Source organism: Crossiella sp. SN42 (assembly GCF_023897065.1).
In the GTDB taxonomy this organism is placed as follows: Bacteria; Actinomycetota; Actinomycetes; order Mycobacteriales; family Pseudonocardiaceae; genus Crossiella.
In genome coordinates this window covers 1-13,861 of record NZ_JAMHIV010000025.1, presented here as the reverse complement: position 1 = coordinate 13,861, position 13,861 = coordinate 1, and the positions used below count along the sequence as shown (strand labels likewise).

The 13,861-nt window shown below is 71.6% G+C and carries 18 protein-coding genes; 10 read left to right on the top strand and 8 right to left on the bottom strand.

Annotated features, from left to right (window positions below; translation table 11 throughout):
• Nucleotides 1-33: 33 nt before the first annotated feature.
• Nucleotides 34-114, bottom strand: a complete 81-nt coding sequence (locus M8C13_RS45835) for a putative leader peptide (protein WP_374213188.1) — start codon at nucleotides 112-114, stop codon at nucleotides 34-36.
• A 78-nt stretch (nucleotides 115-192) separates the two neighbouring features.
• A complete protein-coding gene (locus tag M8C13_RS28035; RefSeq protein WP_252483717.1) occupies nucleotides 193-1,482 on the bottom strand; it encodes an adenylosuccinate synthase in 1,290 nt (429 codons plus the stop codon).
• A 183-nt stretch (nucleotides 1,483-1,665) separates the two neighbouring features.
• On the opposite strand from M8C13_RS28035, the gene M8C13_RS28030 reads away from it, so the two are divergent.
• From M8C13_RS28030 to M8C13_RS28020, 3 genes are all read left to right on the top strand, one after another.
• Nucleotides 1,666-2,241, top strand: coding sequence for a hypothetical protein (locus tag M8C13_RS28030; protein WP_252483716.1), 576 nt, complete (start codon nucleotides 1,666-1,668; stop codon nucleotides 2,239-2,241).
• 114 nt (nucleotides 2,242-2,355) lie between these two features.
• Nucleotides 2,356-2,994, top strand: coding sequence for a DUF1524 domain-containing protein (locus M8C13_RS28025; protein WP_252483715.1), 639 nt, complete (start codon nucleotides 2,356-2,358; stop codon nucleotides 2,992-2,994).
• 99 nt (nucleotides 2,995-3,093) lie between these two features.
• Nucleotides 3,094-3,345: a hypothetical protein gene (locus M8C13_RS28020; RefSeq protein ID WP_252483714.1), complete on the top strand. Its 252-nt coding sequence runs from the start codon at nucleotides 3,094-3,096 to the stop codon at nucleotides 3,343-3,345.
• On the opposite strand, the gene M8C13_RS28015 is transcribed toward M8C13_RS28020, so the two are convergent.
• The 4 genes from M8C13_RS28015 to fbaA are packed head-to-tail and all read right to left on the bottom strand — an operon-like array spanning nucleotide 3,342 to nucleotide 6,489.
• Nucleotides 3,342-4,415 carry an aromatic acid exporter family protein gene (locus M8C13_RS28015; protein WP_252483713.1) on the bottom strand — a complete coding sequence of 358 codons (1,074 nt, stop codon included), beginning with the start codon at nucleotides 4,413-4,415 and terminating at the stop codon, nucleotides 3,342-3,344. The genes M8C13_RS28020 and M8C13_RS28015 overlap by 4 nt on opposite strands.
• A 4-nt stretch (nucleotides 4,416-4,419) precedes the next feature.
• Complete coding sequence (locus tag M8C13_RS28010; protein WP_252483712.1) at nucleotides 4,420-5,010, bottom strand: SRPBCC family protein; 591 nt, start codon at nucleotides 5,008-5,010, stop codon at nucleotides 4,420-4,422.
• A gap of 19 nt (nucleotides 5,011-5,029) precedes the next feature.
• Complete coding sequence (locus M8C13_RS28005; RefSeq protein WP_252483711.1) at nucleotides 5,030-5,449, bottom strand: DUF3151 domain-containing protein; 420 nt, start codon at nucleotides 5,447-5,449, stop codon at nucleotides 5,030-5,032.
• Between the two features lie 5 nt (nucleotides 5,450-5,454).
• Nucleotides 5,455-6,489, bottom strand: a complete 1,035-nt coding sequence (fbaA, locus tag M8C13_RS28000; RefSeq protein ID WP_252483710.1) for a class II fructose-bisphosphate aldolase — start codon at nucleotides 6,487-6,489, stop codon at nucleotides 5,455-5,457.
• 184 nt (nucleotides 6,490-6,673) lie between these two features.
• Between fbaA and M8C13_RS27995 the strand changes: the two genes are divergently transcribed.
• On the top strand, nucleotides 6,674-7,057 hold the full coding sequence (locus M8C13_RS27995; RefSeq protein ID WP_252483709.1) for a hypothetical protein: 384 nt from the start codon (nucleotides 6,674-6,676) through the stop codon (nucleotides 7,055-7,057).
• On the opposite strand, the gene M8C13_RS27990 is transcribed toward M8C13_RS27995, so the two are convergent.
• Complete coding sequence (locus M8C13_RS27990) at nucleotides 7,035-7,745, bottom strand: alpha/beta fold hydrolase (protein WP_252483708.1); 711 nt, start codon at nucleotides 7,743-7,745, stop codon at nucleotides 7,035-7,037. The two genes, M8C13_RS27995 and M8C13_RS27990, sit on opposite strands and share 23 nt — an antisense overlap.
• Before the next feature lie 93 nt (nucleotides 7,746-7,838).
• On the opposite strand from M8C13_RS27990, the gene M8C13_RS27985 reads away from it, so the two are divergent.
• Both M8C13_RS27985 and M8C13_RS27980 read left to right on the top strand, forming a co-directional pair.
• A complete protein-coding gene (locus M8C13_RS27985) occupies nucleotides 7,839-8,453 on the top strand; it encodes a TetR/AcrR family transcriptional regulator (protein WP_252483707.1) in 615 nt (204 codons plus the stop codon).
• Nucleotides 8,454-8,472: 19 nt separating this feature from the next.
• Entirely contained in the window at nucleotides 8,473-9,408 is a 936-nt protein-coding gene (locus M8C13_RS27980) for an aldo/keto reductase (RefSeq protein ID WP_252483706.1), read from the top strand.
• A gap of 57 nt (nucleotides 9,409-9,465) precedes the next feature.
• Here M8C13_RS27980 and M8C13_RS27975 read toward each other — a convergent pair whose 3' ends face one another.
• Nucleotides 9,466-9,750 (bottom strand): YciI family protein, encoded by a 285-nt coding sequence (locus M8C13_RS27975; protein WP_252483705.1) that lies wholly within the window; start codon nucleotides 9,748-9,750, stop codon nucleotides 9,466-9,468.
• Nucleotides 9,751-9,898: 148 nt separating this feature from the next.
• Between M8C13_RS27975 and M8C13_RS27970 the strand changes: the two genes are divergently transcribed.
• The 4 genes from M8C13_RS27970 (at nucleotide 9,899) to M8C13_RS27955 (ending at nucleotide 13,656) form a co-directional block, all read left to right on the top strand.
• Nucleotides 9,899-10,522, top strand: coding sequence for an RNA polymerase sigma factor (locus M8C13_RS27970; protein WP_252483704.1), 624 nt, complete (start codon nucleotides 9,899-9,901; stop codon nucleotides 10,520-10,522).
• A 759-nt stretch (nucleotides 10,523-11,281) separates the two neighbouring features.
• Nucleotides 11,282-12,211, top strand: a complete 930-nt coding sequence (locus tag M8C13_RS27965; RefSeq protein ID WP_252483703.1) for an ROK family protein — start codon at nucleotides 11,282-11,284, stop codon at nucleotides 12,209-12,211.
• Nucleotides 12,211-13,350, top strand: coding sequence for an N-acetylglucosamine-6-phosphate deacetylase (gene nagA / locus M8C13_RS27960; protein WP_252483702.1), 1,140 nt, complete (start codon nucleotides 12,211-12,213; stop codon nucleotides 13,348-13,350). The genes M8C13_RS27965 and nagA overlap by 1 nt, the downstream gene beginning before the upstream one ends.
• A 36-nt stretch (nucleotides 13,351-13,386) precedes the next feature.
• On the top strand, nucleotides 13,387-13,656 hold the full coding sequence (locus tag M8C13_RS27955; protein ID WP_252483701.1) for a hypothetical protein: 270 nt from the start codon (nucleotides 13,387-13,389) through the stop codon (nucleotides 13,654-13,656).
• Nucleotides 13,657-13,861 lie beyond the last annotated feature (205 nt).

The following is a 13,861-nucleotide window of genomic DNA, read 5'->3' as shown; positions in this document are numbered from 1 at the left end:
ACACGGGGAGAAAAGGGGGCAGACCGAGGAGGATCAGCGCGTGCGACAGAGGGCGCTGGCGTGCCGTCGCAGATCGACGTGCAGCCGCGCGACGAGCTCCGTGCGCTGGGTCATGACAAGAGCCTGGCCGCCCGGCCGTGATCGTGTCAACGGCGGGGCGGCCAGGCTCTCAGTGTCCGGGACGGCCTTGTCTCAGGGCGTCATCTCGTGCCGCACGATGGTCTGGTCGCGGCCGGGGCCGACGCCGATGGCCGACATGCGCGCGCCGGAGAGCTCTTCCAGACGCTCCACATAGGACCGTGCGTTGGCGGGCAGCTCCTCGAAGCTGCGGCAGTGGCTGATGTCCTCGAACCAGCCGGGCAGCTCCTCGTAGACCGGCTTGGCGTGGTGCACGTCGGTCTGCGTCATCGGCATCTCGTCCACCCGCTGGCCGTCGACCTCGTAGGCCACGCAGACCGGGATGGTGTCGTGCCCGGAGAGCACGTCCAGCTTGGTCAGGAAGTAGTCGGTGATGCCGTTGACCCGCGCGGCGTAGCGGGCGATCACCGCGTCGAACCAGCCGGTGCGGCGGGAGCGGCCGGTGGTCACGCCGAACTCGCCGCCGGTCTTGCGCAGCCGCTCGCCCATCTCGTCGTGCAGCTCGGTCGGGAACGGACCGGAGCCCACGCGGGTGGTGTAGGCCTTCAGGATGCCGATCACCGTGGTGATCCGGGTGGGGCCGATGCCCGAGCCGACCGCGGCGCCGCCGGAGGTCGGGTTCGAGGAGGTGACGAACGGGTAGGTGCCGTGGTCGACGTCGAGCAGGGTGCCCTGCGAGCCCTCCAGCAGCACGGTCTCGCCGCGTTCCAGCGCCTGGTTGAGCAGCAGCCGGGTGTCGGCGATCCGGTGCGCGAACTTGGCGCCGTGCTCCAGCACGCTGTCCACCACCTGGTTGGCGTCCAGGCCGCGGCGGTTGTAGACCTTGACCAGCACCTGGTTCTTGAAGTCCAGCGCGGCCTCGACCTTCTGCCGGAGGATCTTCTCATCCAGCAGGTCCTGCACCCGGACGCCGACGCGGGCCAGCTTGTCCTGGTAGGCCGGGCCGATGCCGCGACCGGTGGTGCCGATCTTGGCCTTGCCCAGGTAGCGCTCGGTGACCCGGTCGATAGCCACGTGGTACGGCATGATCAGGTGCGCGTCCGCGGAGATCAGCAGCCGGGAGGTGTCGACCTTGCGGTCCTCCAGGCCGGAGAGCTCCTCGAGCAGCACACCGGGGTCGACCACGACACCGTTGCCGATGACGTTGGTGACGCCGGGCGTGAGGATGCCCGAGGGGATGAGGTGCAGGGCGAAGTCCTGGCCGTCGGGCAGCACCACGGTGTGACCCGCGTTGTTGCCGCCCTGGTATCGGACAACCCACTGGACGCGCTCACCGAGCAGGTCGGTGGCCTTGCCCTTGCCTTCATCGCCCCACTGGGCGCCGATCAGGACGATGGCAGGCATTGAGATCTCCCCGAGGTCCGGCTTCTGACAGGCTGATGCCGGTGGTTGAGGGTAAACCAGGAGCGGATCGTGCACTTACTAGCCCTGTCCTGCGGAAACACACACGTCGACGCAGAGTTGCAGTCGTTGACCGAACGTGAGGGCATTTCACTCCGTTCGGGACCGGCGCTACCGGCAAAAGACGTGGTAGATCCCCTGCTGGCCGAGTTGGCGGAGCTGGACGAGGCTCGGCTGCTCGTGCACGGGAGTGACGCGGATCTCGCCTCGGTGGTGCTGCGGATCCTGCGCAAGGACCGGCTCGGTGAGATCACGCTGGGTTACCTGCCGGCCGATCCGGCCAGTCGGATTGCCCGGTTGTGGGGTTTGCCGACCGAGTTGGGCGCGGCGTTGCGGGTCGCGCGCGGCGACGGCCCGGTGGGGGTGCCGCTGCTGCGCGACGACGTCGGCGGGGTGCTGCTCGGGCACGGGCTGATCAGTCCGGTGAAGGGCTCGGCCTACTGCGACGACACGCACGTGCTCAAGGGCGCGGCCACCCGGCTGGAGGTGAGCCCGGATCCGGCAGGTGGCGAGGGCCTGGTGGTGCGGGTGCGGCGGCGGGGCCTGTTCGGGCGACGCACGATCGTGCAGCCCGGTCGCGCGTTGCAGCTGGCCTGCGAGCCCGCCACGGTACTCCGAGACGGTGTTCCGCACGCTCGCCTGATGGAGAAGTGGACCTGGTACCGCCATACCGCTGACCTGCGGTTGGTCCGATCCGGCTGACATCCGGCGGACGGCGGGGAGCCATCCAGAGGTCACCTTGTCGTGTTGCGCTCGTCACTCCGGTGGGTGACGGTCATGTCGTAGACGTGATCACCCCCACCACTGGAGGTTGGCGTGAACGGCGCACGCAAGATCCGGGCCCTGCTCACCACCCTGCTGATCACCGCCGCTGTCTCGGTCGGTCTGACCAGCCCGGCCAGCGCGGCACCGCCGAACATCCCCAGCGCGACCGCCGCCCGTACCCAGCTCAACGGCCTGACCGTGGCCGCGCCGGGTCCGATGACCGGTTACTCGCGAGAGAAGTTCCCGCACTGGATCACCATCTCCGGCGCCTGCAACACGCGGGAGACGGTGCTCAAGCGAGACGGCACCAACGTGCAGGTCAACGCCAGCTGCGCGGCCACCTCGGGCTCCTGGCACAGCCCCTACGACGGCGCGACCTGGACCGCGGCCGCCGACGTGGACATCGACCACATCGTGCCGCTGGCCGCGGCCTGGCGTTCCGGCGCGGCGAGCTGGAGCACGGACAAACGTCAGCGCTTCGCCAACGACCTGACGAACTCGCAGCTGATCGCGGTCACCGACAACGTCAACCAGGCCAAGGGCGACAAGACCCCCGACCTGTGGAAGCCGCCGCTGGGCTCCTACCACTGCACCTACGCCCGGATGTGGATCGGCGCCAAGCACGCGTGGGGCCTCAACGTCTCCGCGCCGGAGAAGGGCGCGCTCAGCGACATGCTCAACCGCTGCTGATTCACCCCGGATGCCCTGGGTACCCCGCTCCTCGCGGATGGCCGACTTCGGTGGTTGGCGCTACGTTGCCGCGAGGAGCGACCCCAGGGAGGGTGAGTCGTGGAGGAACTGCGGACCCTGTTCAAGGCTGGTCCCGGCGGCGTGATGACCGACGACGTCGGCGTGATCACCGGTGATCTCGAGCTGCTGACCCGCTGCGATCCGGCGGGCGAGGTGACCACGCTGGTCACCTACGAGGGCGCGGAGGAGTGGTACCGGCTCACCGGCGGCAGCACGCACCTGCACGACGCCAAGGACCACGAGCCGCTGCACCGCACCCTGGCGGCGGTCTTGGATCGCCCGAACGGTTAGAGCGGCGGCAGCGCGGCGATCGCGTCGTCCCGGCTGACCCCGGTGGCCTGGAGCAGGTCCACCGCGATGGACCGCAGCTGAGCGACCACCACGCGCACCGAGAACCCGCCCTCACCTGCCAGGGCCGTGCTGGCCTGTTTCGCGGCTTCCTGGGCCAGCTGGCGGGCGGTGAGGGGCTCTTCTCCCTCGGCGAGCTCGGCCTGCAGCAGCTCCACCGCGTCGGCGAGCTTGGTCAGCACCGCGGCCAGGGCGAGCGGCGCCGGTTCCTCGTCCCGCAGCGCGGCCAGCGCACGGCGGGCCAGCACCCTGGTGTTGCGCATGGCGTGGTCCAGCGGCACCGCGGCGGCCAGGTAGCTCTCCAGGTCGGCCCGTCTGCGCCAGCGGATCGGCGCGATCCGGGCGATCTCGGTGCCGGTGTCCAGCGCGGTGCGGAAGTCCTCGAACGCCTTGGTGGTCTTGCGCGCCCGGCTCAGCACCGCGGCCGCCTTGACCGGGTCCCGGCTGGTCACCGCGTCGGCCACGCCGCGCAGCGCGGCGGTCAGCTCACCCAGCAGCACCTTGCCCTGCCGGTGCGCCACGGTCAGCGGGTTGGCCGGCAGCAGCGCGGCCACCGCGAGCCCGACCAGGCCGCCGACCAGCGCGTCGACCATCCGGTCCAGGCCGCCGGAGTCACCGGGTGGCAGCAGGGTGGCCACCAGCACCGCGGAGGACCCGGCCTGCATGGCGATCACCGTGCCGCTGTCCAGCAGCACCGCCGAGGTCAGCGCCAGCGCCACCACCAGCATGATCTGCCAGGTGCCCGAGCCGATCTGCAGGATCAGCAGGTCGCCCACGCCGATGCCGATGCTCACCCCGGCGACCAGCTCGGCCACCCGGCGCAGTCGCTGGCCGAGGGAGACGCCGAGGCAGATCACCGCGGCGATCGGGGCGAAGAACGGCCGGGCGTGCCCGATCAGGTCGGCGGCGATCAGCCAGGCGATGCCTGCGCTGAGCGCGCTGTGCAGGATCGGCAACGCGGTTCGCCGCAACCGCCGCAGTCGTCGGCTCAGCTCCTCGCGTACCCGGTGCACGCGGCTAAGTCTGCCTCCTGCGCCGCAGCGCGAGCACCAGGAGCGCGGCGAGTCCGGCCAGCACCGGGCCACTGGCCGAGCGGCCGGGCGGGGCGCTGACCGCGGCCCGCTCGGCGTCGGTGGTGGCGCGGCGGCGGGCCAGTTCCAGCTCCAGGCTGCGCAGGCCCTTGGCCATGGCCCAGTTGTGGTTGGCCGAGAACACCGGCTTGAGCAGCGGGGAGGCCAGGCGCAGCAGCGGCTTGTCCGCGCGGACCCGCCACTGGAAGTCCACGCTGACCCGGTCGCCGTGCTGGCTCAGCCGCCATTCCCCGCCGCCGATCAGGTCGCCGACGGCGCTGAAGGAGGAGGTGTGCGGCTGGTCGTGGCTGTCCACCCGCATCCGCCAGCGCAGCGTGTAGGGCAGCCAGCCGGTGGTGTAGAGGTCGAAGGCGGCGCCGATGCCGCGCTCGTCGCCCTCGGCCCCCTTGCGCACGTCGATGTAGACCGAGGGCCACCAGCGGGGCAGGTCGGTCGGGTCGAACAGGACGTCGGCCACCTCGGCGACCGTGCCCGGCACCGACCAGTGCGTGTGGAACTCGTAGTCGTTGCCGGGCACGTCCGCTCCGTTGTCGTGGTCAGGCCAGGCCGGTCGCTGCCGGCGCGGCCGGGTCGGAGTCGGCGAGGAAGCTTGAGCAGCGCTCGTACTCCTCGGTCTCGCCGATCTCGCCCGCGGCCTTGGCCAGCGCGGACAGCGCTCGCAGGAAGCCCTGGTTGGGCGCGTGCGACCAGGGCACCGGGCCGTGGCCCTTCCAGCCCGCGCGGCGGAGCTGGTCGAGACCGCGGTGGTAGCCGGTGCGGGCGTAGGCGTAGGCGGTGACCGGGTCACCGGCGGCCAGCGCCCGCTCGGCCAGCGCCGCCCAGGCCGCGCTGAAGTCCGGGTACTCCCGCGCCACCTCGGACGGGTCCTTGCCGCTGTCCAAGAGGGACTGCGGTTCGGGCCGCTCGGGCAGCAGGGTGTCCGGGGGTCCGCCGAACAGGTTGCCGAACTGGGTCATCGCGCTCAGCCCGCGATCATGCGGCCGGCGGACTTCAGGTTCTCGCAGGCGTGCGCGATGCGCGCGGCCATGCCCTGCTCAGCGGCCTTGAGGTAGCTGCGCGGGTCGTAGACCTTCTTGTTGCCGACCTCGCCGTCGATCTTGAGCACACCGTCGTAGTTGCTGAACATGTGCGCGGCGATCGGGCGGGTGAAGGCGTACTGGGTGTCGGTGTCGATGTTCATCTTGATCACACCGAAGGACACCGCCTGGTGGATCTCCTCCAGCAGCGAGCCGGAGCCGCCGTGGAAGACCAGGTCGAAGGGCTTGGAACCGGCCGCGAGGCCGAGCTTCTCCGAGACCACGTCCTGGCCCTGCTTGAGGATCTCCGGGCGCAGCTTGACGTTGCCCGGCTTGTACACGCCGTGCACGTTGCCGAAGGTCGCGGCCAGCAGGTAGCGGCCCTTCTCGCCGACGCCGAGGGCCTCCACGGTGGCCAGGTAGTCCTCTGGCGTGGTGTAGAGCTTGTCGTTGATCTCGTTGTCGACGCCGTCCTCTTCGCCGCCGACCACGCCGACCTCGATCTCAAGAATGATCTTGGCCTTGGCCGCGCGGTCCAGCAGCTCGCTGGCGATGACCAGGTTCTCCTCCAGCGGAACCGCCGAGCCGTCCCACATGTGCGACTGGAACAGCGGGTTCTCGCCCCTGGCCACGCGCTCCTCGGAGATCGCGATCAGCGGGCGGACGAAGCCGTCCAGCTTGTCCTTGGGGCAGTGGTCGGTGTGCAGCGCGATGTTCACCGGGTACTTGGCCGCGACCACGTGCGCGAACTCGGCCAGCGCGGTGGCGCCGGTGACCATGTCCTTGACCTTGGTGCCGGACAGGAACTCGGCACCGCCGGTGGAGACCTGGATGATCCCGTCACTCTCGGCTTCAGCGAAGCCCCGCAGCGCGGCGTTGAGGGTCTCCGACGAGGTCACGTTGATCGCCGGGTAGGCGAACTCGTTCGCCTTGGCCCGGTCCAGCATCTCCGCGTAGACCTCGGGGGTAGCGATCGGCATCGAACCGTCCTCCTCATGGGCGCTTGTGCAGGCCCATCCTACGAGGCGGCACAGCGGCGTCCGTCACACGGAGTCCTCAGCCGGAAGTTCCCCCGGTGGGTCGATCTTGAGAATGGCCAACTCTCGGTAGTCTTCCGGGTACCGGTGGTGACCCCGTGTCGCGCCGTGTGCGCCGGAGGTGGAGATGAGCTGGGACGTGCCCTGCCCCAGGTGCTCGGGCACCGGGAAGAACACCGAACCGGGAGCGGAAGAACTGAGCGTGGAGGAGCTGCGGCTGCGCAGGCGGGCCCAGCAGTTCGTCCGCTCGGCCCCGGTGGCGCAGAAGCTGGCCGACCTCAAGGAGGAGTGGGAGGAGCTGCGGGCGCTGGCCACCAGCAAGGCCGCCGACGCCGAGGTCATCCCGTTCCAGGAGTACATCGAGCTGCGCGAGGGCGACACGGTGATCACCCGCGCGCACCGCACCGCCAACACCCACCCGGTCTGCCCGGACTGCAAGGGCAAGGGCAAGGAGCTGACCGCCGAGGGCAAGGAGCTGCTGGAGTTCATCAAGCGCTGGCCACCGGAGTGAGCAGCTCGGCCAGCGCGCGGGGATGGGTCAGCGGCAGCAGGTGTCCCGCCTTAGGCACCAGGGCCAGCCGCCCGCGCTGACAGGCGGCCAGGAACTCCGCCTCCTCGGCCCGGAAGTGGTCCCGCCTGCCGTTGACCAGCCGCACCGGTCCGGGATAGCCACGCAGGTCGGCCAGCGGGTCCCGGCTCAGCAGGCCCGCCAGCACGTCCGGCACCGCCTCGTGCGCGACCCCGCCCGCGGCGAACGCCTCGCCCTGCGCCCGCCCGAACATCAGCCGCGCCATCCGCCGGGTGAACCAGAGCCCGCCGTCGGGCAGGCTGCCCAGCAGGCCGGCGATCCGGCGGAAGGGCCGCACCCGGCCGGGGGTGAGCTTGAGCGTGCCGCCGACCAGCACCAGCTCGCTGATCCGCTCGGGATGCTCAGCCGCCGCGGCCAGCGCCAGGTAGCTGCCCATCGAGTGCCCGACCAGCACAGCCTGCCCGCCGAGGTCGTCCACGGCGTCGGTGATCGCGGCCACCGCCCCGGCCACGGTGAACCGCTCACCCCGTCGGCTGCCGTGTCCTGGCAGGTCAGGGGCTGACACCGGCCGATCACCGAGTTCTGCCCGCACGCCCTGCCACATGGTTCCGCTGACCCGGATGCCGTGCACCAGCACGATCGGCGTCCGCCCCGGCTCCCTGCCCGCCATGTCCGCCCTCTCGCTCAATGCAACGCAACGTCGCGTTGCGTTTCACGCTACGCCGGACTGCCCCGCAACGCAACGTCGCGTAGTGTTCGCGGCATGATGGTGGACACGGCACGCCGCTCCGGTGACGGCCCACGGCAGGCAGAGGCGATTTTCACCGCGGTGCTGGAGCTGCTGGCCGAGCACGGGTACGACGGCCTGACCGTGGAGGGCGTGGCCGCCCGCTCCGGCGTGCACAAGACCACGATCTACCGCTGGTGGGCGGACAAGGACGCGCTGCTCGGCGCGGCGCTGCTGAACTCGGCCCTGCTGGAGCTGCCGGTGCCGGACACCGGCTCGCTGCGCGGCGACCTGCTGGCGCTGACCAGGCACGTGCTGCGACTGCTGACCACCGAGCCGAGCGCCTCGGTGGTCACCGCCGCGCTGGCCGCGGCGGGCCGTCCGGTGCTGGCCGGGCTGGCGCACAAGTTCTTCGCCGACCGGTTCGACCGCGAGCTGGTGCTGTTCGAGCGGGCGGTGGCCCGCGGCGAGCTGCCCGCGGACACCGACGCCAAGCTGGTGGTGGACCTGCTGGCCGGCGCGGTGTGGACCAGGGTCCTGCTCCGCCAGGAGCGACCGCCCGCTGATTTCGCCGCGCAGGCGGTGGACCTGGTGCTGGCCGCGCTGTCAAATCGAAAAGTCCACCCGAATACTCGGAATGTCCCTGCTTAGCGCGGTGTTTGGTTAAGTCGTGGCAAGAATCGGCACGAGTGACCTGGACGTCTTCCCGCTTTGCCTCGGTGGCAACGTGTTCGGTTGGACCGCGGACGAGCAGCAGTCGTTCGCGGTGCTGGACGCCTACGCGGCCGCGGGCGGCAACTTCATCGACACCGCGGACGTGTACCCGGCCTGGGCCGAGGGCAACTCCGGCGGCGAGTCCGAGACGATCATCGGCCGCTGGCTGGCCAGACGCGGCCGCCGCGACGACCTGGTGATCGCGACCAAGGTCGGCCAGCTGAGCACCGCCAAGGGCCTGTCCGCGGCCAACATCAAGGTCGCCGCGGAGGACTCGCTGCGCAGGCTGGGCACCGACCACATCGACCTGTACTACGCCCACATCGACGACACCGAGGTCCCGCTGGCCGAGACCCTGGGCGCCTTCGACGAGCTGGTCAAGGCGGGCAAGGTCCGCTACCTGGCGGCCTCGAACTACGGCACGGACCGGCTGGCCGAGGCGCTGGAGACCAGCAAGCGGGAGAACCTGGCGAGCTACGTCGCCCTGCAGCCGCACTACAACCTGGTCGAACGCGAGGGCTACGAGGGCAAGCTGGCCGCACTGGTGGCGATCGAGGGCCTGTCCGCGGTGCCGTACTGGGGCCTGGCCAAGGGCTTCCTCACCGGCAAGTACCGCCCCGGTGTCGAGGTGGACAGCCCCCGCGCCGCGGGCGCGAGCGCCTACCTGGACGAACGCGGCCTGCGCGTGCTCGCGGTGCTGGACGAGCTCGCCGCGGCGCACCACACCTCGGTGGCCGCGGTCGCCCTGGCCTGGCTGACCGCCCAGCCCACGGTGGCCGCCCCGATCGCCAGCGCCCGCAACCTGGACCAGCTCGCCGACCTGCTGGCCGCCGCCACCCTGGAGCTGGCCGAGGACGAGGTCCAGCGCCTCACCGAGGCCAGCGCCCGCTGACCCACGCGCCCGGCGGCCGGTCCCGGTCGCCGGGCTCGCGCGTGCCCGCCCCGGGACTCAGCCCGCGATCCACGCGCCGGCGACCACGTTCCACTCCCGGATCCGGGTCTCGACGATCACGTTGGTGTCGGCGTACGGGTCAGTGGCCATGATCTTCTCCAGCTCCGCCCGGTCGGCCGCCTCGAACACCACCTGCGCGCCGGTGTCGTTGGCCCACGGCCCACCCGCCAGCAGCACACCTTGTTTGGCCTGCTCAGCGGCCCACTCCCGGTGCGCGGGCCGCACCGCCAGCCGCTCGTCCCGGTTGGTCCCGAAGACCCACTCCACCACGAACCGCGCCATCGCGCCCCTCCTCGCCAAGCCCAGCCCCACCGGCCGGTGGGACGACAGCCGAACCTACTCGCGCGGCCGATCACCGGTCCGGCACCGGCCAGGTGATCCCAGGCACCGAGATCGCCGGGGCTTGACCAGCGCGAGTACCTTGCTCTGCGTGGGTTGGGACGCGCCGCGCGGGGACAGCCGTGCCACCGGGAGCCAGGCGCCGAACGTCGAACAGACGGTCGAGCGCACCTTCAGCCATCTCCGGACCCTGGACGGCACCACACCGAAAACCGGTGGTGTCCAGGCTCCCGAGGCGCCGCTGACCTTGGAAGACCTGTACCGCCAACACCGGATGCGCCTGGTCCGCCTGGCCATCCTGCTGGTCGACGACCCGGCCACCGCCGAGGACGTGGTGCAGGAGGCCTTCACCGGCCTGCACCGCAACTGGGGCGGCCTGCGCGACGGCGCGGCCGCCGTCGGCTACCTGCGCACCGCGGTGGTCAACGGCAGCCGCTCGGTGCTCCGCCGCCGCAAGACCGCCCGCGAGTACCAGCCCCCGCACCTGACCACGGCCCGCTCGGCCGAGTCCCTGGCCATGCTGACCGCCGAACACCAGGCCGTGGTCAGCGCCCTGGGCCAACTCCCACCCCGCCAACGCGAGGTCCTGGTGCTCCGGTACTACGGCGGCCTGTCCGAACAGGAGATCGCCGAGTCCACCGGCATCTCCCGCGGCACCGTGAAGTCCACCGCCAGCCGCGCCTTGGACGCGCTGCAGAAGGTCCTCCAGGGCTGACCGGGACGTTCTCTCGGCGGCTGTCCCGGGCAAAGCCGCGCTTGCCGCTTGGGCAAAGCCACGCTCGCTGGCACGTGCCGCCTGGGAAAGTCTGCGGTCGCGGGCGCGTGCCGCCACGGCAATGCCACGCGGACGGGCACGTTCCAGCGGGGTGAAGCCTCGCTCGCGGGCGCCTGCCACCGGGGCGAAGCCACGCTCGCTGGCACCTGCCACCGGGGCGAAGCCGCGCTCGCTGGCACCTGCCGCCAGGGCGAAACCATGGGCGCTGGCGCGCGCCGCCACAGCAATGCCGCGTTCGCTGACGCATGCCGGGCGGAATCACGGGCACCGGCACATGCCGCCACGGCAAAGCCGCGCTGACGTATGCCCTGGCCGAAGCCGCGCTTGCTGGCGTGTGCCGGGGTAAAGCCGCGCGCTGGCGCCTGCCGGGCCAAGCCGCGCTCGCGGCATGCTGCACCAGCCACGGCGCGCTCGTCAGCACGGTCGTCGCCCCGCGCGTCGATTCGCGCAGCCCAACTTGCCTGGGTGGCGCGGCTGCCTGCCCGCGCGGCTCGGCACCATCCCGCGCCCACCGCAGCGCCAGCCTTCGCGGCGCTTCACTGGGCGGCAGCGGCCCCGTGCCGCCGGTCACAGACAGTCACGCTGAGGCACGCGAAATCGCGCTTGGAAGCGTTCTCACGCGCAATTTGTGGCATTCCACCCTGCGTCCTTCACGCAGAGGTCTAGACCAGAGACGCTGCATGCCCCAGGATTCGAGCTGTGCCCAGCTCGCGAACCGTGGTCGCCGTCGACGTCGGCGGCACCGACATCAAGGCAGCCCTGGTCCAGGGTGACCCTGCCGCGCCCGCGGTCGTGGACCGGCTGCGGCGCGCCACGCCGCGCGGCAGCACCGGCGCGGAGACCGCGGATGCCCTGGTCAGCCTGATCGCCGAGCTGGTCAAGAACTGGTCGGCGACCGCGGCGAGCCCGGTCGAGGCAGTCGGCGTCGTGGTGCCGGGCATCGTGGACGCCGAAGCCGGGGTGGGCGTGTTCTCGGCCAACCTCGGCTGGCGCGACTACCCGTTCCGCGCCGCCCTGAGCGACCGGCTGGGCCTGCCGGTGGTCTTCGACCACGACGTGCGCGCGGGCGGCCTCGCCGAGTCCCGGCTGGGCGCGGCGCGCGGCTTCACCGACGCCGTGTTCATGCCCATCGGCACCGGCATCGCCGCCGCCCTGGTGCTCGGCGGCCGGCTGCACTCCGGCGGCGGCTACGCGGGCGAGGTCGGCCACCTCTCCCTTGGCGCCGGCGAGCTGTGCGGATGCGGCCAGCACGGCTGCCTGGAACTGCGCGCCTCCTCCGCGGCGGTGGCCCGCCGCTACACCGAACGCACCGGCCGCCCCGTGCACGGCGCGGTCGACGTCGCCAACGCGGTCCGCGCGGGCGACCCCGACGCCGCCGCGGTCTGGGCGGAGGCGGTCGAGGCACTGGCTCAGGCCGTGATCCTGTTGACCACCCTGCTCGGGTTGCAGGCCGTGGTCCTGGGTGGTGGCCTGGCCATGGCGGGAGAGCTGCTGCTCACCCCCCTTGGCGACCGGCTGGACGAGCTCATCTCGTTCCAGCGCCGACCCGAACTGCGGTTGGCGGCGCTGGGTGACGAGGCGGGCTGCCTCGGAGCCGCGCTGCTGGCCATGGACCTGTTGGAGGGTTGATGAAACTCGTCGGCGGCAAGGTCGTCACTCCCGGTGGTGTGCTCGATGACGGCTGGGTTCGGGTCGAGGGCGGACTGATCACCGAGGTCGGCGCGGGCTCGGCCAACGGGCAGGGCGCGACCGAGGAGGTCGTCGACGTCTCCGGCCGGTGGGTGGTCCCCGGTTTCGTGGACATCCACTGCCACGGCGGCGGCGGTGAGTCCTTCTCCAACCCCGATCAGCAGCGGGTGCTCAAGGCCGCCACCGCCCACCGGCGGCACGGCACGACCACCCTGTTGGCGAGCCTGGTGTCCGGGCCGATCCCGGACATGTCCCGGCAGATCGCGGCGCTGGCCGAGCTCACCCAGGACGGCCTGCTCGCGGGCGTGCACCTGGAGGGCCCGTTCCTGTCCGCGGCCCGCTGCGGCGCCCACGACCCGGCGATCCTGCGGCCACCGGCCAAGGCCGACGTGCAGACCCTGCTGGACGCCGGTCGCGGCGCCGTGCGCATGGTGACCCTGGCCCCCGAGCTGGACAACGGCGTGGACGCCGTCCGCCAGCTCGTCGACCAGGAGGTCATCGCCGCCATCGGCCACACCGACGGCACCGAGGCCCAGGTCCGCCCGGCCGTGGACGCCGGAGCGACCGTGGCCACGCACCTGTTCAACGGCATGCGCCCGCTGCACCACCGCGAGCCAGGCCCGATCGGTGCCCTGCTGGACGACGAGCGGGTCACCGTCGAGCTGATCTGCGACCTGGTGCACCTGCACCCGACCACGATCCGCCTCGCCGCCCGGCACGCCGGTCTTGGCCGCACCGTCCTGATCACCGACGCCATCGCGGCCGCCGGTGTCGGCGACGGCGTGTACGACGTCGGCGGCCTGGAGGTCACCGTGACCGACGGCGTGCCGACGCTTGCCGGCGGCGGCTCCCTGGCCGGCAGCACCCTGACCATGGACGCGGCCTTCCGCAACCTGGTCCTGGAGTGCGGCCTCAGCGTCACGGACGCGGCAACCGCCTGCTCGACCCGGCCGGCCGGCCTGCTCGGGCTGACCAAGGTGACCGGCTCGATCAGCGCGGGCCTGTCCGCCGACCTGGTCGTGCTGGACGCCGGACTGCGCCCGGCACGGGTGCTGCACCGCGGCGAGTGGGTGTCCTGAGCCCTCAGCCGCACCGCACCGCACTACGGTGTTGCTGTGGCCGCCTCGGACAATCCGGAGAAGCTGCTCGCTGACGCCCTGCGCGCCCAGGCAGCGGGCAGCCCGAGCTTGCCTCCGGCCGAAGCCCCCTTCCCGCCGATGCCGGTGCTCCCACTGGGGAAGGACACCGGACCGACGGACCGGTTCACCTCGGCCCGTGGCATCGGCCTGCCACCGCCGTCACTGCCGGTCTGGGTGCTGCTGTTGTTCGCCGTGCTCCTCGGGTTGACCGCGGGCGCGGTGATGGGTGTGCTCACGCTCTGGTGATCACCTCCGGTTCTGGGGGTCGGGGCTGGTGGTGGGTGTTGGGGTGGGCGCCTGGGATCAGGTTGCCGTGACTTTGGGTCAGCATCAAGCGCGATGGTCGTGGGTTGTGGATAAGTGGGGACTTGTGGATAAGTTCGAATCTTGGGGGCTTTGAGCTGCGGTTTTACCGGGGGCGGGCGGTAGCGTTGATGTCGGGGGGTCCCCC